The sequence below is a fragment of the Nocardia sp. NPDC050710 genome (assembly GCF_040654375.1).
Lineage (GTDB): Bacteria > Actinomycetota > Actinomycetes > Mycobacteriales > Mycobacteriaceae > Nocardia.
The window spans coordinates 103,211-125,355 of the sequence record NZ_JBFAHV010000015.1 but is presented as its reverse complement, the minus strand read 5'-3'; the positions used below and the strand labels follow the sequence as shown (position 1 = coordinate 125,355).

General features: G+C 66.8%; 18 protein-coding genes. 14 read left to right on the top strand and 4 right to left on the bottom strand.

Annotation, left to right across the window (positions count from 1 at the left end):
• Positions 1–41: 41 nt before the first annotated feature.
• A complete protein-coding gene (locus tag AB0H61_RS24045; protein WP_357308345.1) occupies positions 42–1,019 on the bottom strand; it encodes an ABC transporter permease in 978 nt (325 codons plus the stop codon).
• Positions 1,020–1,195: 176 nt separating this feature from the next.
• Between AB0H61_RS24045 and AB0H61_RS24040 the strand changes: the two genes are divergently transcribed.
• Together AB0H61_RS24040 and AB0H61_RS24035 are read left to right on the top strand one after the other, a co-directional pair.
• A complete protein-coding gene (locus tag AB0H61_RS24040) occupies positions 1,196–1,969 on the top strand; it encodes a hypothetical protein (protein WP_357308119.1) in 774 nt (257 codons plus the stop codon).
• A 53-nt stretch (positions 1,970–2,022) separates the two neighbouring features.
• The gene (locus AB0H61_RS24035) at positions 2,023–2,844 is read left to right on the top strand and encodes an HAD family hydrolase (protein WP_357308342.1); all 822 of its coding nucleotides are present in this window, start codon (positions 2,023–2,025) and stop codon (positions 2,842–2,844) included.
• Between the two features lie 78 nt (positions 2,845–2,922).
• Here the strand turns inward: AB0H61_RS24035 and AB0H61_RS24030 are convergent, their stop codons facing one another.
• A complete protein-coding gene (locus AB0H61_RS24030; RefSeq protein WP_357308116.1) occupies positions 2,923–5,322 on the bottom strand; it encodes an N-acetylmuramoyl-L-alanine amidase in 2,400 nt (799 codons plus the stop codon).
• A 256-nt stretch (positions 5,323–5,578) separates the two neighbouring features.
• Here AB0H61_RS24030 and AB0H61_RS24025 point away from each other — a divergent pair, with 256 nt between their 5' ends.
• Positions 5,579–7,030, top strand: coding sequence for a SpoIID/LytB domain-containing protein (locus AB0H61_RS24025; RefSeq protein WP_357308113.1), 1,452 nt, complete (start codon positions 5,579–5,581; stop codon positions 7,028–7,030).
• A gap of 63 nt (positions 7,031–7,093) precedes the next feature.
• Here AB0H61_RS24025 and AB0H61_RS24020 read toward each other — a convergent pair whose 3' ends face one another.
• The gene (locus AB0H61_RS24020; RefSeq protein ID WP_357308110.1) at positions 7,094–7,606 is read right to left on the bottom strand and encodes a MarR family transcriptional regulator; all 513 of its coding nucleotides are present in this window, start codon (positions 7,604–7,606) and stop codon (positions 7,094–7,096) included.
• A 106-nt stretch (positions 7,607–7,712) separates the two neighbouring features.
• Here AB0H61_RS24020 and AB0H61_RS24015 point away from each other — a divergent pair, with 106 nt between their 5' ends.
• The 4 genes from AB0H61_RS24015 to AB0H61_RS24000 all read left to right on the top strand — a co-directional run bounded on the left by AB0H61_RS24015 (position 7,713) and on the right by AB0H61_RS24000 (position 10,822).
• Positions 7,713–8,663, top strand: coding sequence for an EamA family transporter (locus AB0H61_RS24015; protein WP_357308107.1), 951 nt, complete (start codon positions 7,713–7,715; stop codon positions 8,661–8,663).
• Positions 8,664–8,806: 143 nt separating this feature from the next.
• Positions 8,807–9,577: a MerR family transcriptional regulator gene (locus tag AB0H61_RS24010; protein ID WP_357308104.1), complete on the top strand. Its 771-nt coding sequence runs from the start codon at positions 8,807–8,809 to the stop codon at positions 9,575–9,577.
• A 93-nt stretch (positions 9,578–9,670) separates the two neighbouring features.
• Entirely contained in the window at positions 9,671–10,207 is a 537-nt protein-coding gene (locus tag AB0H61_RS24005) for a hypothetical protein (RefSeq protein ID WP_357308102.1), read from the top strand.
• A 42-nt stretch (positions 10,208–10,249) separates the two neighbouring features.
• Complete coding sequence (locus AB0H61_RS24000; protein WP_357308099.1) at positions 10,250–10,822, top strand: hypothetical protein; 573 nt, start codon at positions 10,250–10,252, stop codon at positions 10,820–10,822.
• A gap of 267 nt (positions 10,823–11,089) precedes the next feature.
• Here the strand turns inward: AB0H61_RS24000 and AB0H61_RS23995 are convergent, their stop codons facing one another.
• Positions 11,090–12,259 (bottom strand): hypothetical protein, encoded by a 1,170-nt coding sequence (locus AB0H61_RS23995; protein ID WP_357308096.1) that lies wholly within the window; start codon positions 12,257–12,259, stop codon positions 11,090–11,092.
• A gap of 211 nt (positions 12,260–12,470) precedes the next feature.
• Here AB0H61_RS23995 and glf point away from each other — a divergent pair, with 211 nt between their 5' ends.
• The 7 genes from glf (at position 12,471) to AB0H61_RS23960 (ending at position 21,837) form a co-directional block, all read left to right on the top strand.
• Entirely contained in the window at positions 12,471–13,697 is a 1,227-nt protein-coding gene (gene glf, locus AB0H61_RS23990) for a UDP-galactopyranose mutase (RefSeq protein ID WP_357308093.1), read from the top strand.
• A complete protein-coding gene (locus tag AB0H61_RS23985) occupies positions 13,698–15,635 on the top strand; it encodes a glycosyltransferase (protein WP_357308090.1) in 1,938 nt (645 codons plus the stop codon).
• A gap of 65 nt (positions 15,636–15,700) precedes the next feature.
• On the top strand, positions 15,701–16,291 hold the full coding sequence (locus tag AB0H61_RS23980) for a phosphatase PAP2 family protein (protein WP_357308339.1): 591 nt from the start codon (positions 15,701–15,703) through the stop codon (positions 16,289–16,291).
• Position 16,292: 1 nt separating this feature from the next.
• Positions 16,293–17,225 carry a decaprenyl-phosphate phosphoribosyltransferase gene (locus AB0H61_RS23975; RefSeq protein WP_357308086.1) on the top strand — a complete coding sequence of 311 codons (933 nt, stop codon included), beginning with the start codon at positions 16,293–16,295 and terminating at the stop codon, positions 17,223–17,225.
• 4 nt (positions 17,226–17,229) lie between these two features.
• On the top strand, positions 17,230–19,146 hold the full coding sequence (gene zomB / locus AB0H61_RS23970; RefSeq protein WP_357308083.1) for a flagellar motor control protein ZomB: 1,917 nt from the start codon (positions 17,230–17,232) through the stop codon (positions 19,144–19,146).
• A gap of 337 nt (positions 19,147–19,483) precedes the next feature.
• Positions 19,484–20,479: an alpha/beta hydrolase family protein gene (locus tag AB0H61_RS23965; RefSeq protein WP_357308080.1), complete on the top strand. Its 996-nt coding sequence runs from the start codon at positions 19,484–19,486 to the stop codon at positions 20,477–20,479.
• Positions 20,480–20,775: 296 nt separating this feature from the next.
• Positions 20,776–21,837 (top strand): alpha/beta hydrolase family protein, encoded by a 1,062-nt coding sequence (locus tag AB0H61_RS23960; RefSeq protein WP_357308077.1) that lies wholly within the window; start codon positions 20,776–20,778, stop codon positions 21,835–21,837.
• Positions 21,838–22,145 lie beyond the last annotated feature (308 nt).

The following is a 22,145-nucleotide window of genomic DNA, read 5'->3' as shown; positions in this document are numbered from 1 at the left end:
CCCTGCGTGGTTACGCGGGCCTCCTCCTACGGGTCCGACGCTCATCCCACACGCACCCTGGGGTCGAGAATCGCGTACACGACGTCGGAGAGCAGGCCGGAGACCAGCACCACCAGTCCGGCGAAGGCGGTCACCGTCACCACCACGTACAGGTCCTGGGCATTGATCGAGTCGACCAGCCATTCGCCGACGCCGTGCCAGCCGAAGATCTTCTCGGTGAAGGTGGCGCCGGTGATCAGGCCGCCGAGGCTGTAGGCGAACAGGGTGGCCATCGGGATCAGCGCGGTGCGCAGGCCGTGTTTGTACAGCGCCTTGTTGCGGGTCAAACCCTTGGCGCGGGCGGTGCGGATGAAATCGCTTTGCAAGACGTCGAGCATGGCGTTGCGCTGGTATCGGCTGTAACCGGCCATGGCGCCGAGGGCCAGGCCCGCCGTCGGCACCACCAGATGCTGCAACCGGTCGAGCAACTGCGGCCCGAAGCCCTCGATCTTGTTCGCCGAGGTTTCCCCGGTATAGAGGAATATCTGCGATCCGGTCAGCGAATTGATCTCCAGCGCACCATATTTCAACAGCGTGGCGAGCAGGAAGATCGGCGTGCTCAAGATCAGCAGCGAGAACACCGTGGTGAAGTAATCGCTGAACTTGTATTGCCGGATCGCTCCGGCGGCGCCGATCAAAACCCCGAGCACCGTGCCGATCAGCGAACCGACGATAAGCAGCCGCAGACTCACCGCGACCCGGCGCGGCAGTTCCTCGCTCACCGGCTGCCCGGCCAGCGTGGTGCCGAAATCTCCGTGCGGAATGCCCTTCAGCCAGGTGATATACCGCTGCGGAATCGGATCGTTGAGGTGCAACTCCTCGGCCTTGGCGTCGATCACCGCTTGCGGGGGGCGGGGGTTGCGCTGTTCGAGACTGTCCAGCGGCTGGAACGTCAACGACGCCAGGCTGAACGTCAGGAAGGAGGCCAGCAGCAACAGCACGACATAATTGAGCGCGCGTCGTAGCAGGAAGCCGGTCATCAGTCCTCTGGTCCTACGGCTGGTCGGGCCAGCGTCGAGTATTAAGCCCCGATCATAAGGAGGTGCGTGCGCGTCGCGCATGCCACACGTGTCACGGCATGTCCTCCGGGAGCGCCCGAAGTCTCCTAAGCTGTCGGAACGGGAGCGTCGAGCTATTCGATGCGAAAGGGGGCGTCATGGCATATCCGCAATATCCGGGAAGATATGAGCCGTATCCGGCGGCGGGATATTCGACATCCGGGCCGCCCGGTGGCGGCACCGCGATCACCGCCGGGGTACTGGCATGTCTGGGCGTGCTGGCGAATCTGCTCGGCGGCGGGGCCAGTATCTGGCTCGGCCTCACCGAGTACGGATCGGATCTGGACGAGTACGACTCGACGGGGTTGCTCGCGAACCCGGCCTACTACACCTTCGCCCTGATCACCGGGGTGATCGCGATCCTGGTCGCGCTGGTGCTCGGCGTCGGCGCCGTTCTGCTGTTCACCCGCAAGACGCTCGGTCGCACGTTGATCGTGGCGGGGTGCGCGGTGGTGATCGTGTCGCAGATCGCCGGGGTGATCGTCACGGTGGCGATCGCCGGGTCGATCAGCGAGGCCGGCATGTTCAGCGGTGTCTCGGGGCTGATCGGCCTGGTCTTCCCGATCACTACCGCGGTCCTCGCGTTGGTGCCCCCGACAACGCGCTGGCTGGCCTATCGGCCATCGGAGTTTCCGCAGCAGCCCGGTTATCCACAGGCGGGGTTTCCGCCGCCCGGTTATCCACAACACGGTTATCCACAGGCGAATCAGGGCGGTTATCCACAGGGGCCACCGTTCGGATATCCGCAGCCCGGACCGGCCATCACACCGCCCCCCGCCGCCCCGGAGCCCAGCCCGCCGTACCAGCCCCCGCCGTCCGATCCACAGGCGAAACCCGACGACCAGACCTGGAAGCGACCGGGTAACCAGTGACCGCCGCGATGGCGCCGAGATGGTTTTCCGGCAGGATGGAATAGGTGACACGCCTGCACCTGCCCAAGCCGAAAATGGTGGCCACCGATGTGGACGGCACCCTCATCGATCACGACGAACGGGTTACCGCGCGCACCAAGGCCGCCGTCGACGCCCTGATCGCCGACGGAGTGCCGTTCGTCCTCGCCACCGGCAGGCCGCCGCGCTGGATCGACCCGGTCGTCGACGGTCTCGGCTACGCACCGCTGTGTGTCTGCGGCAACGGCGCGGTGATCTACGACAGCGCGGGCGACAAAGTGCTGGCCAGCCGTTCGCTGGATGTGCAGACCCTGACCTGGATCGCCGATCTGGCCGAACGAGCACTGCCCGGCTGCGGCCTGGCCGCCGAGCGGGTCGGGGCCAGCGCGCACGACGCGGCGACACCGCAATTCGTGAGTTCGCCCGAATACGAACACGCCTGGTTGAATCCGGACGACACCGCGGTGGCCCGGCACGAAGTGATCGACGCTCCCGCGATAAAGATGCTGATCCGGTTACCCGGCGCCAACAGTGGTGACATGCGCGCCACCCTGGCGCCGCTGATCGGCGATCGGGCCGACATCACCTACTCGACCGACCACGGGCTGATCGAGTTGTCCGCCCCCGGCGTCACCAAGGCCTCCGGGCTGGCCACCGTGGCGCAGCGGCTCGGCGTCGAGCATTCGGCGGTCATCGCATTCGGTGATATGCCCAACGACGTCCCGATGCTCACCATGGCGGGCCACGGCGTCGCCATGGCGAACGCGCACGCCGAGGCGCTTGCCGCGGCCAATGAGGTGACCGCCGCCAACTTCGAGGACGGTGTCGCCCAGGTACTCGAGCGCTGGTGGCTCTGACGCCGAGCGGGTAACGCCGTTCGCGGAGAGCGGCGCACCCGCCGGGCGTTGTGCTGTAGCGGGTCGCCGGTGTGGGACTCAGCCCGCGGGAACGGGTGCGGCGACGGGGTCGTGCACGGGTGCCGGGCCGGGTGCGGCGACCGGGGACGGGTTCCTGCGCATCTCCTGCTGGTAGGTCTCGTTATAGGTCTTCCAGACGGTGGTGACGATGCCGGTGAGCTGGTTCAGGATCAGCGATCCGTACTGGAAATCCGAACGCAGGCCGTCCGGCACCGGATAGGCGTTGGTCAGCGGCAGACCCAGGATGCCCGCGTCGGCGCCGAGTTGCAGGAAGCGCTCGAGGATCACGCCGACCACCTCGTACACCTTGCCGTTGGAGGTGGTGTAGACGTAGCCGTTGGCGAACTTGGCGTACTGCGCGCCCTGTGCGGCGGGCAGCGGTTCGGATTCGGCGGCGCCGAGCGGTCCGTCCGGACCACCCCGCTCGACCCAGTGTTTGGCGATGAGGTTCTCGTTCACCATGCTCAGCAGCTTGGCGGTCAGCTCGGCCAGTGCGGCCAGATCCGCCTCGGTGCGCTGCGGGACCGGGCGTTTCGGTGTATGCGCCTGATTCGTACCGGCGGCGACGCCCGAGCTGCCCGCCGCGATATCGCGGATGCGATCCATCAGGTCGTAGGCCGCGTCACCGGGGCAGCTGGTGTTGCCGACGTCGCGGTGCGCGAAAACGATGGGCAGACGGACGGATTCGCCCTGGGCGTACGGGGTGAACTCGGTGCCCTCGGACCACATCGTGGTGTGGCCCTTGGGATCGAGGCCCGCCACCCGGGTGCGCCAGCCGATGAATTTGCCGACCGCGTTGACCGCGGCGTCCGACGGCGTCTCGGAGACATGGTTGCCCATGAAGGCCACGCCCGCGGTGTTCTCGTTGAAGCCGCCCGCGTGCGCGCCCTGCACCGGGCGGTCCAGGCCGCCCTGGCGGCCCTCGAAGATCTGGCCGTACTTGTCGACCAGGGCGTTGTAGCCGATGTCGCACCAGCCCAAGGTCTGTGCGTGGTAGGTGTAGATCGCGCGGACGATGCCCGCGGATTCGGATTTGCTGTAGTCGTTGCGGCCCGCGGTGTGGTGCACCGTGACCCCGCCGAGCTGGTCGTCGTAGGTGGGTTCATCGCACCGGATCGATTCGTCGGCGCCCCACTGCGCGCGGCTGATGACATTCGGGCCGCCACCGGGCAATGCCGCAGCGACATCGTTGAGGGCGCCGTCGATGGCGCCGCGGCCCGGATCGATGAGTACCGCGGTGAGGGCGGCCGCGTTGAGCTGGGCCGGGTCGTCATCCGAGCGCGCGGCCGCCGGTACCGGATTCGGTGCGGCGCCGGGATTCTCGGCCGGTGCGCTCGGCGCCTTCGGAGCCGAGGCGGCATTCTTGCGGGTCACCAGGATCTGCACGGTCTTGGTATTGCCGACATAGATCGGTTCGGTGCCGGCGGTCTTGTCCGCGGCCGTGTGGTCGGTGCGGCGGGTATCGACGGGTTCGGTTTCGTACCAGGGGCCCCAGGTGCCGTTGGGCTGACGCGCCCGGACCATCGCCTTGGTGTCCGCCAGGTCCTGCGCGGTCAGGGCGACCACGCTGAACGGGGTATCCCTGGACAGCTCCTTGACCTGCGCGCCGACCTGGTTGATGAGTTCGGGGGGAACGGCACCGGGGGCCAATGCCGGAGTATCCGGAGTCGTTCCCGGCTCGAGTTGGGTGGGGTCGGCGATGAATCGGGTGCCCGGGGAGTGGGTGATCTGTCCGGGCGCGGTGGGTGCCGGGGCAGTACCGGATGGCACTGCGGCCAGGTCGGGGACGGCGGAGGTTCGGCCGAAAACGGCGGCCTGGCTGGGAATGGCGACACCCTGGCCGGGGACTGCGGAGGTTTGGTCGGGGACTGCGGCGGCTGCCTGGCTGGGGACGGCGGCTTGGCCAGGAGCGGCCGAGGTTTGGCTGGGGACGGCAGCGCCCTGTCCGGGCGCGGCGGCTTGGCCGGGAAGGGCGGAAGCTTGGCCGGGGGCGGCGGAGGTTTGGCCGGGAACAGTGGAGTTCTGGCCGGGAATCGTGGGGCCGGGGGCGGCCGGGGTCTGGCCGTTCAGCCTGGGTAGCGGAATTTCCCTGGGTAGTTCTATGCCGGGCGGTAGCGGTAAGCCTTCGGGAATCGGAATGGATGCGGGCAGTGGCAGCATCCGAAGATCGGAAAGATGCAGGTCCGGCAGGTCCAATCCGGTGAGTTCGCGCAGCGGAAGTGTGATGTCGGGTGCCGAGCCGAGTACCACCTCGGCGAGTTGCGCGGGCACTGCTGCGAGTTCGCTGCCGGTTGCCGAGCGGTACTCGGTCGAATCGCTCAGCGTCAGAGTCGCGAGCGGGGCCGCTACCGCAAGAGTGGTGACAACCGGGAGTACGTAGGAACGTTTCGGTTTGCGGTACGACACGAGCGTCTCCATTCGGGTCGAGCCAATGATCGAGTGCAAAATTTCAGGCTTGCTTCCTGATGTCTCAACGATCACACTAGTTAACAATTGTCACATATCTAAACCTCTTGTTGAGGATTATGTGATCGCTCGAATGTAGCTTCCGAATAGCTAGTGGATGGAACGACATGCCGACAGGTATCGAACCGATCCGATTTCGGAAACCGGTGGGAGTGAACGCATGCGACGCAGGCAGCACCGAATAGGGAGTACCCGGAGGGAGCTGAAAGTGCAGCGCAGAATACATTTCGGGAACCGGCGCGGAATACCGCAATCGTTGATTTCGCTCCGGCCGGTACTGGTCACCGGTGGGGTGGCCGTCCTGGCCGCAACCGTGCTCGCCGGACTGAACTGGCCCGGCGACACGCCGTACCGGACAGTCGCCGGGCCGGGACACGGCCGCGGCATGAGCCAACACGGCGCCTTCGAGAACGCCCAGCAGGGTTGGACGGCCGAGCACATCCTCGAGCACTACTACCCGGGCGCGACACTCGGCGCCATCCCGCACGCCACCGTGGGCGTGCGACTGATGGAGCAGGACGATTCCAGCCTGGACGCCTATGCCGACGCCGGATTCCGGGTCGCGGGCAAGGTGGTCGCCCCCGGCCAGGTCGCGCATCTGACCCCGCTGCCGGACGGTGGCGCGAATGTCGTGGTCACCGTCGGCTGCGACGGTGAAGTGCTGTGGCAGTCGGCCACCAGGGATCCGTGGGTCTACCCGCTCGACCCGAATCCCGGCAGGCCCGCCGCGGAACACCTGAAGTTGTGCGGCGGTTCGGCTTACCGCGGCTCGCTGGGGGTGGCAAGCGAGAACGGCGCGGCCCGCACCGTCAACCGGGTCGACGTGGAGGACTATCTGCTCGGCGTTGTGCCCGCCGAAGTCCAGGCGAACTGGGCGGATAAAGGTGCGGGTGAGGCGCTGCGCGCCCAGGCCATCGCGGCGCGCTCCTACGCACTCGCCGAAAGCCGGTATCCCTACGCCCAGACCTGCGATACCACCGACTGTCAGGTGTATCCCGGCACCGCCGAGGAGGATCCGCGCGCGGCCGCGGCCGTCGCCGCCTCCGCGGGCACCGTGCTGTTGCGCGACGGCCGGATCCTGCGCTCGGAGTACTCCGCCGCGCCCGGCGGTGGCGAACCCGCGGATATCTACGCCTTCGATGTGGGCCCCGCGCCCGCCGAACTCGCGATCGGCCGGCCGCCCGCGGATCCGCGCACCAGGGCCGCGATCGCCGAATCCGCGATCGATGTCGAGTACCGGCGGATCGGCGGCGAGGGCAGCGCGGTCGGCGCACCACTCGGCCCGGAGATGCGACTACCCCAGAACGCGGGCACCTACCGCCTGTTCGCCAACGGTGTCATCATCGCCACCCCGACGCTCGGAGCCCAGGTCGTCGACTTCACCACGCTGATGCAGCTGGTACCCGACTCGAGCGCACTCGAATCCGGCCCGGCGGCCGGTGCGCGGCAGGAAATTCCGTCGCCCGGTGGCACCCTCGCGCCGACCACCGCGTCGACACCGACGCCGCGGCCGACGCCCGTCCGGGTGGTCCCGTCCGGCGAGGAGACCGAAGGGGTGACGCCGACCGATGAATCGGGTGATGCGGCGATGCCGGTGGACGGTGTCGCGCCGCCCGAGGCCCCGCTGCCTGCGGCGGGTTCCACGGAGGGTGCACCCTGAGACGCATGCGGCGCAGTGGAATTCGGCTGCGGCGGTAGCGCTTCGGGCATCGGTGGTCCGCGGTTACCGCGGCGACTTCTCCCCCGGTATGTCGCCCATGGATTCGGCGAGGGTGCGCAGTAGCGTCGCGAGGTGCCCGCGGTCCTCGGCGCCCAGTGCGGCGAGCATGCGCTGCTCATTGGCCATATGCCTGGGCAGCAGATCGTCGATCAGGGTCAGGCCCTCGGGGGTGAGCCGGACCCGGATCGCTCGGCGGTCCTCGGGGCACGGGGTGCGTTCCACCCAGCCCTTGGCGGCGAGCCGGTCGATGCGATTGGTGATCGCGCCCGAGGTGACCATCGCGACCTTGATCAACGCGCCCGCGGTGAGCCCGTCCGTGCCGCCGGAGCGGCGCAGCGTGGCCAGCACGTCGAACTCCCAGAACTCCATGCCGAATCCGGCGAAGAACCGCTTCAGGTCTTGCTCGATCAGCCTCGACAATCGCGAAATCCGGCCGATGGTCGCCATCGGCGAGACATCGACGTCCGGCCGCACCTGATTCCAGTGCGCGGTGAACAGGTCCACGGCGTCTGACATGCGCTTCCTCTCGACAGTAAATATCTCAACGTTCATCTACTTGACGATGAGGCATCTCATCGAGTAGATATTTCAACGTTGAGATTATCAATGAGGAGCGATCGACATGACCACAACCACCGCCCAGCGCACCGGAGCTTCCACCGCGGGCACCCTGGCACTCACCGCCCTCACCCCGATCGTCTGGGGCTCCACCTACTTCGTCACCACCGAATTCCTGCCCCCGGACCGGCCGTTGTTCACCGCGCTCATGCGCGCGCTGCCCGCCGGGTTGGTGCTGCTCGCCCTCACTCGGGTGCTGCCGCGCGGCATCTGGCTCGGTCGCGCGGCCGCACTCGGCATCCTCAATATCGGCGCCTTCTTCCCCCTGCTCTTCCTGGCCGCCTACCGGCTGCCCGGCGGCGTCGCGGGCGTGCTCGGTGCGGTGGCGCCGATGTTCGCACTGGCCTTCGCGACCGTCGTACTCGCCGAAAAGCCCTCCGGGCGTAAGGTTCTCGCCGGTCTGATCGGCATCTTCGGCGTCGCGCTCGTGGTGCTGCGGGCGAATGCCCAACTCGATACCGTCGGTGTGATCGCCGGTCTGGCCGGTGCCGCGTCCATGTCACTGGGCACCGTGCTCACCAAGCGTTGGGGACGGCCCGATGGGGTGAGCCCGCTGGCGCTCACCGGCTGGCAGCTCACCGCGGGCGGACTGTTCATCGCGCCGCTGGCGGTGCTGATCGAGGGTGCGCCGCCCGCGCTGGACGGCCGGGCCGTCGGCGGCTACCTCTACCTGGGCGTCATCGGGACGGCCGTCGCGTACTGGCTCTGGTTCCGCGGCATCGCCAAGGTCGACGCGACCTCGATCGCCTTCCTCGGGCTGCTCAGCCCCGTCTCGGCCGCGGTGATCGGGTGGATCGCACTCGGGCAGGCGCTCACCCCGCTCCAGGTGCTCGGCATGGGCATCGCGCTCGGCGGCACCGTGCTCGGGCAGGTCGCGGTCAAGCCCAAGGCCGTCGAGCCGCAGGTGGTGCGCCCCCAGCGCGACGTTCTCGCCCCGGTCGGAGCCGGGCGCTGAATCTCGGACCTCGCGGGCCCGTCACCGGCGCGGTGGCGGGCCCCACGTGCGTTGAGGGAAATCCCTGCTGAAGCGGGTTGACATTGACGTAGCGTCAACTTGCACACTGATTTCACCGACGAAATACGGAAGGAGAATTGGTCATGACAGCGACCACCCGGACCGGCGAATGGTCCATCCAAGATCTGGCGAAGGTGGCCGGTACCACCAGCCGCACGCTGCGCCACTACGGGCAGCTCGGGCTGTTGCCGCCCAGCCGGATCGGCGCCAACGGGTACCGCTACTACGACCAGGACTCTCTCGTGCGGTTGCAACGCATCCTGCTGCTGCGCGAACTCGGCCTCGGTCTCCCGGCCATCGCCGAAGTTCTCGCCGGACAACAGGACACCGCGACCGCGCTGCGCGCGCACCTGGGACTGCTCCGGCAGGAACAGGATCGGATCCGGCGCCGGATCGAGTCGGTGCAAACCACACTGCACAAGACGGAAAGAGGTGAACAACTCGTGGCCGCAGAGGTTTTCGACGGGTTCGACCACACCCAGTACAAGGATGAGGTCATCGAACGCTGGGGCAAGGACGCCTACGAAAGCGGTGACCGCTGGTGGCGCTCGCTGAGTGACGCGGAGAAGAAGCGGTTCCTACAGACCCACCTGGACATCGCCGCCGACTACGGCCATGCCCGCGCCACCGGGCTCGCCCCCGACAGCGCCGAGGTCCAGGCCATCGTCGCCCGCCACCACGACTGGCTCGGCATCAGGTGGCAGGGCCGCGACGTGGTGAAGGAGGCCTTCATCGGACTCGGCGAAATGTATGTCGCCGACCCACGTTTCGCGCAGAACTACGACGTGCACGGCAAAGGCACGGCCGAGTTCGTCCGGGACGCGATGAAGGTCTACGCCGAGGCCAACCTGTAAGGCGGACCGGTTAGGATCGCTGACGGAGGCAAGACGCCCGCACGCCGCGAAGCGGGCGGGCGTCTTCGATTTCGGATTCGAGATCGGCGGGGTATGGGGAATTCGGATGGAGCGTACGGGGATTCGCCGCGTCAGGCAGCGCGCGCCGCTCGACCACGGGGGTGGACCGCCATTGCCGCCGTGCCGCTGGCGCTGCTCGTCGCGGCATCCGCGGCCGTCGCGGCCATTCGGTTGTGCGCCGAGGCATCCGGACTCGATCGGCTGCCACCGTATCCGCCCCACCCCGGTCGGGGTCACTACTACTCGACCGCGGGCATATTTGCCGTGATTGCGCTGTTTCTGGCGAGCGGGGCCGTCCTGCTCATGCGGCGCAAGTCGGCCGGGCGGACCATGCTGATTGTGGCGTTCGTGCCTATGGCGTGCGTCGGACTGTTCGCCACGCTGACCGGGATCGCGAACGGAACGGTTACCGTCGGCAATGTGGCCAGCGCCGCGGTGGAGGTGGCGGTACTGGTTCTCCTGGTCGTCCCGGCCACCGGGCGGTGGATCGGGACGGGCCGGATATTCGATGTAGCTGTCGAGGCGCGGCCGGAGGAGTCCGCCGGGCAGCCCGGTATTGCGCATACTTGAGGCGTTCGGGCGCGGATGCGGCCGGAGCGGAGGGATGAGCGAATGCTGTACGAGAACCCGGTGGCCCGGCCCGCTGCGGAGCCGAGCGGTGCGGTCGCGACCGTGGCGGGGGCGCTCGCGCTGTCGGGTGCGGCGGCGAACCTGTTCGGGGCGCTGCGATTGGGCATCGACTTCCTCGATGACCCGGGCCGCTTCGACAATTCGCTGGCGGCCATCACATTCCTCAGTGGCCTGCTGCTGGCCGGGGTGCTGACCTACGGCGCCGTCCTGCTCTTCCGCCGCGACGAATCCGGCCGATACATCGTGATCGTGGCCGCCGGTGTGTGGGCCGCGATCGCCGCGGCCGGACTCCTCGGCGCGCTCCTCGGCTACCAGTCCGACTACGGCTTCCACTGGTTCGCCGAAAGCAGCCGACTCGCCGATACCCTCTTCGCGACCAGCGGCATCGTCGGGGCCGTGACCGCACTCATCGATGGCGACTGGGTGTCCAACCTGGCCGGGCTGATAATCCCCCTGTTCACCGTCCTCGCCGCGACTTCGCGGTACACCGCCCGCTGGATCGCTGCCCCCCGCCCGCCCCGCTACCCGATATCCGCGCGATACTCCGACCATTGAGCATTGCCACTCGGCGCCCATGTTGCCGCCGAACCGGTTCCGGCTGCTCGGCGACAGCGAAGCAGAACGCATCGTCGACGAACATCCCGAACTGGTTCTGCCCGGCGTCGAAATCCCTCGCATGACCAATACCGAAGTCGGCGAACACTATTGGCGGCTGTACACCGACGCCGCGCGGTCGAACTCGATATCGGCTTCGCCACCCGAACCGGACGCCCCGGCTCCGTACCGAATACTTGGCCGCGGAACCGGGGTGGCCGGGAGCTGTCAGGCGGCGCACATGGATTGCATAACGCCCTTAAGGATCGGCGCGCCGTAGGTGGAGGGGGCGAAGACGAGGGTCTGGGCGATCGAGAGGGGGGTGGTGACGGCGGTGCCGACGCCGGTGAAGCCGAGCACCGTGGTGCCCGCGGTGAGCAGCAGGCTGGTCATGTCCAGGCTCAATGTCGCCAGGTCGAATACGTGCTCCACGCGCACCTGCGATAGCGGGACGGTGTTCAGCGCCTTGCCCACGTAGATGCCGAAGCCGAGATTGGTCAGGAACGTCAGCGGCCCGTAGTCGAGGGCGTGCACGATCGGGCCGAGTTCCTCGGTGCGGCGCAGCAGCGCCAGTTCGGCGACGCGGTTCTCGCGGAGGAAGGACTGGATGGAGTCGGCCGCGCCGTTCATCGCGACGCGATCCAGTGGCAGTTCGGCGTGGTTCAGGAAGTCCCGGGTGCGCTCCACCAGCGTCGCGGTGTCGAGTTCGGCGACGGGAGTGCAGGCGCCATCCGCGCGCACCAGCGAATGGGCGAGGTCGACCAGAGGTGCGGGCAGCTCGACCCGCTCGGTCACCTCGGGCTCGTCCAGCGCCAGCTTCGGATAGGCGTTGGGTGCGGCGCACTGGGCGGCGATGAAGTCCTGCACATTGCGGGTCAGCGACTTGATACCGGTGAAGACCGCGCCGACGATGGGCCTGAGGAAGAATCCGGCGGTCGGCACCAGGCTGGCGGCGAGCTGGGCCGGGATCTTCACGATCCGGGTGGCGAGGATGAATACCTCGATGGCGTCGTTGACGGTCAGCCGTGAGACCGACATGGTCTGGTGGATCCGTCCGGTGCGCACCGCGTCCAAGCCGTTCACCAGATAGGTGACGATCGGATCGTCGAGGAAGTCCAGCCGGTCGCCGATCGCCGCCGGATCCATCGGCAGCCCGTCGCGGTGGACCCGCACCGTGGCCAGTGTCTCGCGGAAGCCGGTGACCTGCTGGTCATAGGCGTCGATCTGGTGGGCGGGCACCAGGGTGCGGATCGCCGTGGCTGCGGCGGTGACGACGTCGTCGAAGGTCGGTGCGCCGGTGACGCAGAGCCCGGCGCCGTCGGCGATCGGGGTCGCGGCCAGCGAGTCGGCTTCGCTCGCCCGCGCGGTCGTGTGGACGAGGACGGCGGTGCCGAGCACTCCGAACTCAGTTTCGGGGGTGTGTGGGTTTCGGCGAATTCTCGGAGAAATCGGCGTGGACCGTGGACATCGATCCGCGACGGCGATACCCTCGCGCGGCCGGTCGACCGGTATCCGGGCGGCCGCTCGATTCGCGGGCGAGCTCGCACGGCACCGTCGGGGATCGAACTCCCCCCGGACGCGGCGCGGACTTCCGATACTCTGGGCTCCCGTGACCGCCGCATCGTCTCCGGGTAACTCCGTCAACTCCACCGCATCGTTCGATCTGATCATCGTCGGGTCCGGTTTCTTCGGGCTGACCATCGCCGAACGCGCCGCCAACCTGCTGGGCAAGCGGGTCCTGGTGCTCGACCGCCGCCACCACCTCGGTGGCAACGCCTATTCGGAGCCGGAGCCGCAGACCGGGATCGAGGTGCACAAATACGGTGCGCATTTATTCCACACGTCGAATAAGCGAGTCTGGGACTACGTCACCCAGTTCACCGAGTTCACCGGCTACCAGCACCGCGTCTTCGCGATGCACAAGGGCCAGGCCTACCAGTTCCCGATGGGCCTCGGTCTGGTCTCGCAGTTCTTCGGTCGCTACTTCACCCCGGAAGAGGCGCGCACGCTGATTGCCGATCAGGCCGCCGAGATCGAGACCAAGGATGCGCAGAACCTCGAGGAGAAGGCGATCTCGCTGATCGGCCGCCCGCTCTACGAGGCGTTCGTTCGCGACTACACCGCCAAGCAGTGGCAGACCGACCCGAAGGAGCTGCCCGCGGGCAACATCACCCGGCTGCCGGTCCGCTACACCTTCGACAACCGCTACTTCAACGACACCTACGAGGGCTTGCCCAAGGAGGGGTACACGAAGTGGCTGGAGAATATGGCCGCCTCCGACCTCATCGAGGTGCGCCTGAACACCGACTGGTTCGACGTGCGCGACGACCTGCGCGCCGAGAACCCGGACGCCCCGGTCGTCTACACCGGCCCGCTGGACCGCTACTTCGACTACGTCGAGGGAGAACTGGGCTGGCGCACCATCGATTTCGAGACCGAGGTGCTGGAAACCGGTGACTACCAGGGCACCTCGGTAATGAATTACAACGATGCGGATGTGCCGTACACCCGCATCATCGAGCCGCGCCATTTCCACCCGGAACGTGACTACCCGCAGGACAAGACAGTCATCATGCGCGAGTTCTCCCGCTTCGCGCAGACCGGTGACGAGCCGTACTACCCGATCAACACACCGGAGGATCGCGCCAAGCTGCTCGCCTACCGCGATCGCGCCAAGCAGGAAACCGCTACGGCGAAGGTGCTTTTCGGTGGACGCCTCGGCACCTACCAGTACCTCGATATGCATATGGCGATCGGCGCCGCGCTGAGCATGTTCGACAATGTGCTGCGGCCGCATCTCGAGTCCGGCGCACCCCTCGTGGATGAGGAGGCGTAATTGACATCCCAATCGATCTTGGAAGAGATGACCACCGAAACCCGCGCGAAGTCGCTGCTACAGCGCATCATCCTGCCCCGGCCGGGTGAACCGCTCGACGTGCGCACCCTCTACCTGGAGGAATCGCCCACCAACGCCCGGCGCGCGCACGCCAGCACCCGCACCGAACTCTCCATCGGCGCGGAATCCGAGGTGTCGTTCTGCACCTACTTCAACGCGCTGCCCGCCAGCTACTGGCGCCGCTGGAGCATCCTGAATTCGGTGGTGCTGCGGTTGGAACTGGCCGGCCACGGTCGCGTCGATATGTATCGCTCCAAGGCGGACGGCTCGCGAATCCACGTGCAGGGCAAGGAGTTCGCCGTCGCACCTGGCACCGACTCGGTGACCGTGGAGTTCGAGACCGATCTCGGCCCGTTCGAGGACGGCGGCTGGATCTGGTTCGACATCACCACCGACACCGCGGTGACGCTGCTGCACGGCGGCTGGTACGCCCCGATCGAGGCGCCGGGTGAATGCCGCGTCGCGGTCGGCATGCCCACCTTCAACCGGCCGACGGATCTGGTGAAGACCCTGACCGCGCTCGGCTCGGATCCGCTGGTGCTCGAGAAGATCGCCGCGGTCATCGTCGCCGACCAGGGCAACCGCAAGGTGGTCGACGAGCCCGGTTTCGACGAGGCAGCAGCGGTGCTCGGCGACCGGCTCGCCATCCGCAATCAGCCCAACCTCGGCGGTTCCGGCGGTTACAGCCGGGTCATGTACGAGGCGCTGAAGACCACCGACGCCCAGTACATCGTCTACATGGACGACGATATCGAGATCGAGCCCGACTCGATCCTGCGCGCGCTGGCCTTCGCCAGGTTCGCGAAGTCGCCCATGCTGGTCGGCGGCCAGATGCTCAACCTGCAGGAGCGCTCGCACCTGCACAGCATGGGTGAGGTCGTCGACCGCGGCATCTTCATGTGGACCTCGGCGCCGAACGTCGAATACGACCACGACTTCTCGAAATACCCGCTCAAGGATCGCGACAACTCCAAGCTGCTGCACCGGCGCATCGACGTCGACTTCAACGGCTGGTGGACCTGCGTGATCCCGCGCCAGGTCGCCGAGGAGATCGGCCAGCCGCTGCCGCTGTTCCTCAAGTGGGACGATGTCGAATACGGTCTGCGCGCCCGCGATCACGGCTACTCGACGGTCACCCTGCCCGGTGCGGCGGTCTGGCATATGGCCTGGAGCGATAAGGACGACGCGATCGACTGGCAGGCGTATTTCCACCTGCGCAACCGCCTGGTGGTCGCCTCGTTGCAGATGCCGGGCAACGGCCGCGGCATGGTGGTGAATACGGTCAAGGCGACCCTGAAGCATCTGCTCTGCCTGGAATATTCGACGGTCGCCATCCAGAACCTGGCCATCAAGGACTTCCTGGCGGGCCCGGAGCGGCTGTTCGAATTGCTGCCGAGCGCACTCGGCGCGGTGCACGACATACGTAAGCAGTTCCCGGACGCGGTCATCCTCCCGTCCTCCACCGAGCTACCGCTGGCGAGCCACCTCGAGGTCGGTGCGGTGGGCGAACCCGCGAATCCCATCGCCAAGGTGGTCCGGCTCGCGAAGGGCATGCTGCACAACGTCAAACCCGCACACCCCCAGCACCACGAGACGCCGCAGTTGAATGTGCCGACGCTGGACGCCCGGTGGTTCCTGCTCTCGCAGGTCGACGGCGTCACCGTCACCACCGCCGACGGCCGCGGCGTGGTGTACCGCAAGCGGGATCCGCGCCAGGCGCTCGGCCTGTTCAAGGAGGCCATGCGCCTGCGCAAGGAGCTCGCCGCCCGGTTCCCGGAAATGCAGCAGCGCTACCGCGCCGCCCACCCGCGGCTCACCAGCACCGCGGCCTGGGAGAAAGCCTTCGGTATCGACACCCAAGGGAGCGAGCAGCAGTGAGTCTCGGAACCAACGCCGCCGCGGACGACAACACCGCGGAGCATCATCGGCCGCTGCTCGAGGGGATGGGTGAGCAGAGCGCGAACGGCCACGGCGCACCGGTCTCCGCGGTGCCGTCGGCGAAGCAGCCGCCGGAAGTGAAGATCATCAACGCGGTGCAGGCCGCGATCGGCAATAAGCCCGAGGTCGTCAAGGCGGCGCGCGGCATGTCGCATTTCGGTGAGCACGCGCTCGGCTGGGTCGGTATCGCCGCGGCGGGCTGGCTGGTCGACAAGCCGCGCCGCAGGCAGTGGGCCGGGGTCGCGGTCGGCGCGGTCGGCGCGCACGCGGCCTCCATCGTGATCAAGCGAGTGGTCCGCCGTCCCCGTCCGAATGATCCTTCGGTGCAGGTCAACGTCGGTACTCCGAGTAAGTTGAGCTTCCCGTCCTCGCATGCCACCTCCACGACGGCGGCTGCGGTGTTGCTCGGGAAACTCACCGGGCTACCCTTGCCTGCGGTGCTCGTACCACCGATGTTGCTCTCCCGGGTTGTGCTCGGGGTGCACTATCCCTCCGACGTGCTCGCCGGATCCGCGCTCGGTGCCGCGTCCGCCGCCGTTGTGCTTGCCGCCGAAAAGAGACTCGATAGTGACCGGACAAGAAAAGGCATTGGTTGACATGAGTGAAGAGCCGACCGGCGCCGACCTAGCCGAGGCCGTAGTCAAGGGCCCGCCCAAGACGTTGGCGGGCGGGCTGATCAAGGCTGTCCGGCCGCGCCAGTGGGTCAAGAATGTGCTGGTGCTCGCCGCACCGCTGGCCGCGGGCCCCGATGTGCTGAGCGATGTCTCCGTACTCTGGCATGTCGCGATCGCGTTCGTGGTGTTCTGTATGGCGGCCTCGGGCATCTACCTGGTGAACGACGCGCTGGACGTGGAGGCCGACCGCGCGCATCCCACCAAGCGGTTCCGTCCGATCGCCGCGGGCGTGGTGCCGGTGAACCTGGCCTACATGCTGGCGGTTGTGGTGCTGATCGGGTCGATTGTCGGCTCGTTCCTCGCGTCCTGGCAGCTGGCCGTCGTAATGGCGGTGTACATCGGCATCCAGCTCGCCTACTGCTTCGGGCTCAAGCATCAGGCCGTGCTCGACATCTGCATCGTGTCGTCGGGCTTCCTGCTGCGCGCGGTGGCCGGTGGCGCGGCCGCGGATATCCGGCTGTCGCAGTGGTTCCTGCTGATCATGGCGTTCGGCTCGCTGTTCATGGCGGCGGGCAAGCGCTATGCCGAACTGCAGATCGCGCTCGGCACCGGTGCCAAGATCCGCAAGGCGCTCGAGTCCTATACGCCGACCTACCTGCGCTTCATTTGGACCCTCGCCGCGACGGCGGTCGTGGTGTTCTACGGTCTGTGGGCGTTCGAGCAGGGCGAGGCCAATGACACCAATTGGTACGCCATCTCGATGATTCCGTTTACCATCGCAGTCTTGCGTTACGCGGTCGACGTCGATGGCGGCGAGGCCGGTGAACCCGAAGAGATCGCGCTGGGGGATCGCGTCCTCCAGTTCCTCGCAATCGCCTGGATCGGAGCGGTAGGTGTCGCTGTCTATCTCACCTGACGAGATGCTGGTAGAGGGAGCGGAGCGAACTGAAGACGACGCCGAGCGGCCTGCCCGAGTGCAGGCGCGCTCTGCTTCGTTCGCGAGGCTATCCCGAGCCACCTTCGTCGGTGGGATCACGCTCACCGTGGTGTTCTTCGCGGTCGGCGGCTGGCAGCGGCGCTGGATCGCCGATGACGGCCTGATCGTGTTGCGCACCGTCCGCAATCTGCTGGCGGGCAACGGCCCCGTCTTCAATGTGGACGAGCGGGTCGAGACCAACACCAGCACGGCGTGGACCTACATCGTCTGGTTCTTCAGCTGGCTGACCCAGGCCCGTCTCGAGTATGTGGTGCTCGGCGTGGCACTGACCTTGTCGTTGGCCGCGGTCGTCTTCGCCATGCTCGGCGCGGCCCGCCTCTGGGGTGGCAGCGGGTCCGCGCTACTGCTGCCCGCGGGCGTATTCGTCTATATCGCGGTGCCTCCCGCCCGGGACTATGTGACCTCCGGTCTGGAGAGCGGTCTGGTCATCTGCTGGCTCGGCCTGCTGTGGTGGCAGTTGATGCGCTGGGCGCGCGCCGAACGGGTGCGCGTTCCCGGTCTTTTCGGCCTGGTCTTCCTGGCCGGCCTCGCGCCGCTGATCCGCCCCGAGATGACGCTGATCGGCGCGCTGGCGTTGTCGATGATCTTCCTGGCCCCGATGCCGGAATCCCGGCTGCGCCCGAGCGTGCTGCGCGGCATCATCGTCGCCGTCGCGGGCCTGGTGCCGCTCGGCTACCAGATCTGGCGGATGGGCTACTACGGCCTGCCCTACCCGAATACCGCCGTCGCCAAGGATGCGGGCGGGGCCAAGTGGAGCCAGGGCTTCACCTACCTGTGGGATCTGGTCGGTCCGTACTACCTGTGGGTGCCGCTGCTGGTGCTGCTGATCGCCGGTGTGGTCGCGGGCCGCACGGCCCTCACGCATAACGGCTCAGCGGAGCGCGGCTGGTCGCTGCACGAAGTGCGGATCCGGCTGCGGTCGCCGAGCGCGGTCGTCACGCTGGTGCTCGCCAGTGGCTTCCTGCTCACCGTCTACGCGCTGCGCGTCGGCGGCGACTTCATGCACGGCCGGATGCTACTGCCGCAGCTGTTCCTGCTGCTGTTGCCGGTCGCGGTGCTGCCGCTGCGGCTTCCCGCGCGTGACCTGCGGCCGGTGGACTGGACCTTCGCGGTGCTGCTCGTGGCCTGGATCGGCACCATCGGCTGGGCACTGTTCGCCGCGAACACCACCGCCATCAAGACCGGTACCAAGATCAGCTCCTCCGGCATTGTCGACGAGCGGGTCTACTACGTGCTCAATACCGGCCACGACCACCCGATCCGGGCCGAGGACTACCTCGACTATCCGCGCATCAGGGCAATGGTCGACGATATCGCCGCCACTCCGAACGGCGGCCTGCTGCTGAATTCGCCGTCGTTCATGTTCTGGTACATCGCGCCGCCGCCGCAGCCCATTCCCGAGGGCGGCGCCGGACATACCGTGTACTTCTTGAACCTGGGCATGACCAGCATGAACGTTCCACTGGATGTGCGCGTCATCGATCAGATGGGCCTGGCCTACCCGCTGGCCGCGCATACCGAGCGGCTCACCGACGGCCGGATCGGGCACGACAAGAACCTGTACCCGGACTGGGTCGTCGTGGATACCGGCATGGTGGACAGAAAGCCCTGGATGCCCTGGTATCTGGACGAGAAGTGGGTCATTCAGGCCCGTACCGCGATGTCGTGCCCGGATACCGCGGCGCTGCTGATCTCCTACCGCGATCCGCTGACCTTCGAGCGCTTCCGCCACAACTTCAAACATGCTCTGAAGTTCGCGAAATACCGGATCGACCGGGTGCCGAAATACGAGATCGAACGCTGCGGTCTGGTGAACCCGGTTCCGGAGCCACCGCGCTGATCCGGTCGTAACAGTTCTTGTCACATGGGGCTCATAGATACTCTTTGAACACTGTGAGCCCAATGGTCTCTTGGATATGCTCACGAAAGTGGCGAACGCCGCTCTGTCTCGGTTTGATAACGCGCCTGCATCGATGGCAGGTTAGTCTCGGTCGGGGTACGCCCGCCGGGGTGTTGACAAGTTATGGGTACATAGCCGGCGGTCACCGTCGAACGCGGCCGAAATCCGGTCGCATGAAGGAGCGAACTAGATGCGAGGCGTTATCGGGCGTAGGGCGCAGGATGGTCGTCTGAGGGCTCGAAAAGGTGGGTGGCTCAAGCGGACGATGTTGTTGTCGATGGCAGTAGTGCTACCGCTCGGGGCGTCGGTGGCAGGCGGGGGTGCTACCGCGTCCGCGGCGTTCAACCCGGATGCCTTCGACTTCTGGGTCGATTCGAGCATGGGGCCGATCAAGTCGCGGATCTTCCGCGCGGCCGACGGCAACACCGGCCGGGTGGTGTACGCGCTGGACGGCATGCGCGCCCGCGGCGACCTGAACGGCTGGGAGATCGAGACCGAGGTCGCCCGCGAGCTCACCAAGTGGAACATCAACGTGGTCATGCCGGTCGGCGGCCCGTCCAGCTTCTACGCGGACTGGAACGGGCCGAGCAACTTCTTCGGCATTCCCACCGGTTCGGGTCCCTCGGGCTCGTCCTCGGGTTCGGCCATGACCGGTTCCTCCGGCTGGCAGGAGACCCTGGGTAAGACCAACACCTACAAGTGGGAAACCTTCATCACCCAGAATCTGCGCACCGCGCTGCGTGATCGCCTGGGCTTCAACCCGAATCGCAACGGTGTGTTCGGTCTGTCGATGGGTGGCAGCGCCGCGCTGACGCTGGCGGCCTACCATCCGGAGCAGTTCAGCTTCGCCGGCTCGTATTCCGGTTACCTGAACGTCTCCGCGCCCGGTATGCGTGAGGCGCTGCGCGTGGCGATGGTCAGTGCGGGCGGTTACAACATCGACGCGATGGCCCCGCCGTGGGGTCCGCAGTGGCTGCGGATGGACCCGTTCGTATTCGCGCCGCGGTTGAAGGCCAACAACACCCGCCTCTGGGTGGCCGCGGGCAGCGGCATCCCCGGTGGCGGCGACGCGACCGATCCGCTCGGCATCGTGCAGGGGACCCCGCTCGAGGTGCTGGCCATGGTCAACACCCGCGCGTTCCAGGTTCGCATGGCCACGCTGGGCGCCAATAACGTGACCTACAGCTTCCCGGCCGTCGGCATTCACAACTGGCGGAACTGGGAGTCCGAGGTCTTCCGGATGATCCCGGATCTCTCCCGCAGCATCGGGTAGCCGTACCGCTTCCGAAAAGACCGCTCGGTGCACTGGCGCCGGGCGGTTTTTTTCGTGTCGTGACCCGTCCGAGACATTGCTGGACAACGAATCCGCTGAGGTAAACGTGCAATTGTTGTGGCTTGTATCACGTTCCAGCAACATAGAAGCATTCGTTTCCGATTGATACGTAGAAAGTATGCACAGAGGTCGAATCGTCCGTTTTGCCGCGAATGCGGGATCTCCGTGCTCAATGAGGGGGCCGGCGGAGTTGCTTGTTATTTGCTGTCGGCCGTCCGTATGAAAGGTCGAGTCGAATGCGAAGTGTCCGCTGGAAACGTAGCCCCGGCCGTGCGACGGCCTCTGGTTCCTGGGTGAAACGGGTGGCCTCGGGGGTGGCGGTGGCGCTGCTGGTGCCTCTCGGAATCACCGCGGCGGGTAACGGCGCGACCGCATCGGCGGCCTTCAATCCGGCGGCCTTCGACTTCTGGGTCGACTCCGGTATGGGTCCGATCAAGACGCGCGTACTGCGCGCGGCGGACGGCAACACCAACCGTGTGGTCTACCTACTCGACGGCATGCGTGCCCCGGAAACGCTCAACGGCTGGGAGATCGAGACCAATGTCGCCGAACTCCTGGCGCGCTGGAATATCAACGTGGTCATGCCCGTCGGCGGCATGTCCAGTTTCTACGCCGACTGGAACGCGCCGAGCGAATTCTTCGGCATCCCGGCGGGCACCGGCTCGAGTACCGGCTCCGGTGCGATGAACGTGCTCGCGGCCGGTCCGGGCAAGAGCTACCGGTACCAGTGGGAAACCTTCCTGACCAACAACCTCCGGTGGGCGCTGCGGGATCGGCTCGGCTTCAACCCGAATCGCAACGGCATCTTCGGTCTGTCCATGGGCGGCAGCGCCGCCTTGACCATGGCGGCCTACCACCCGGATCAGTTCAGCTTCGCGGGCTCCTACTCCGGTTACCTGAACATCTCCGCCCCCGGCATGCGTGAAGCCATCCGAGTCGCGATGCTCGACGCGGGCGGCTACAACGTCGACTCGATGGCGCCGCCGTGGGGTTCGCAGTGGCTGCGGATGGATCCGTTCGTCTTCGCGCCCAACCTGGTTCGCAACGGCACCCGCCTGTGGATCGCCGCCGCGAGCGGTCTGCCGAGCGCGACCGACGGCCCGAGCTTCAACACGCTCAACGGCATGGGCTTGGAAGCGCTGGCATTGGCCAACACCAGGGCCTTCCAGGTGCGGATGGCGACGCTGGGCGGTGGCAACGCCGTCTACGACTTCCCGGCCTACGGCATTCACGCGTGGAACAATTGGCAGGCCGAGGTCAACCGGATGGTCCCGGACCTCTCCGCCAACATCGGCTGAGTTCCCGGCTCGAGGCCGAGCGTGGCGGACGGACCGCCCGGCATGACGCCGGGCGGTCTGTCGTGCCGCTTCAAAGTTGTCTGACTGATCGCTGGAATCGGGAGTTCGGCGCATGCGATGATCGATGGCCGAAGCATTGGATTTCATTGGCAAATCTTTGGTTTTCATCACGATCCGGTATCGCAGGGCGAATTCCGGGGATCTACTTCGAATAACTGCCTATACAAGAGCGGTAACGCCGACGGACCGTGCTGCGCGGTGCGCCGGCGGCAAGTGTCGATCCACATGCACGACAGTTGCGGTCAATG

What these genes read in the sequence shown, in the direction of transcription:
- AB0H61_RS24000 (WP_357308099.1), top strand. Translation starts at nt 10,250, where the DNA reads ATGCTGTACGAGAACCCGGTGGCCCGGCCCGCTGCGGAGCCGAGCGGT.
- AB0H61_RS23980 (WP_357308339.1), top strand. Translation starts at nt 15,701, where the DNA reads ATGGGTGAGCAGAGCGCGAACGGCCACGGCGCACCGGTCTCCGCGGTG.
- AB0H61_RS23960 (WP_357308077.1), top strand. Translation starts at nt 20,776, where the DNA reads ATGCGAAGTGTCCGCTGGAAACGTAGCCCCGGCCGTGCGACGGCCTCT.
- AB0H61_RS24030 (WP_357308116.1), bottom strand. Translation starts at nt 5,322, where the DNA reads ATGGAGACGCTCGTGTCGTACCGCAAACCGAAACGTTCCTACGTACTC.
- AB0H61_RS23965 (WP_357308080.1), top strand. Translation starts at nt 19,484, where the DNA reads ATGGCAGTAGTGCTACCGCTCGGGGCGTCGGTGGCAGGCGGGGGTGCT.
- AB0H61_RS24015 (WP_357308107.1), top strand. Translation starts at nt 7,713, where the DNA reads ATGACCACAACCACCGCCCAGCGCACCGGAGCTTCCACCGCGGGCACC.
- AB0H61_RS24005 (WP_357308102.1), top strand. Translation starts at nt 9,671, where the DNA reads ATGGGGAATTCGGATGGAGCGTACGGGGATTCGCCGCGTCAGGCAGCG.
- AB0H61_RS24040 (WP_357308119.1), top strand. Translation starts at nt 1,196, where the DNA reads ATGGCATATCCGCAATATCCGGGAAGATATGAGCCGTATCCGGCGGCG.
- AB0H61_RS24010 (WP_357308104.1), top strand. Translation starts at nt 8,807, where the DNA reads ATGACAGCGACCACCCGGACCGGCGAATGGTCCATCCAAGATCTGGCG.
- AB0H61_RS24020 (WP_357308110.1), bottom strand. Translation starts at nt 7,606, where the DNA reads ATGTCAGACGCCGTGGACCTGTTCACCGCGCACTGGAATCAGGTGCGG.
- zomB (WP_357308083.1), top strand. Translation starts at nt 17,230, where the DNA reads ATGCTGGTAGAGGGAGCGGAGCGAACTGAAGACGACGCCGAGCGGCCT.
- AB0H61_RS23975 (WP_357308086.1), top strand. Translation starts at nt 16,293, where the DNA reads ATGAGTGAAGAGCCGACCGGCGCCGACCTAGCCGAGGCCGTAGTCAAG.
- AB0H61_RS24045 (WP_357308345.1), bottom strand. Translation starts at nt 1,019, where the DNA reads ATGACCGGCTTCCTGCTACGACGCGCGCTCAATTATGTCGTGCTGTTG.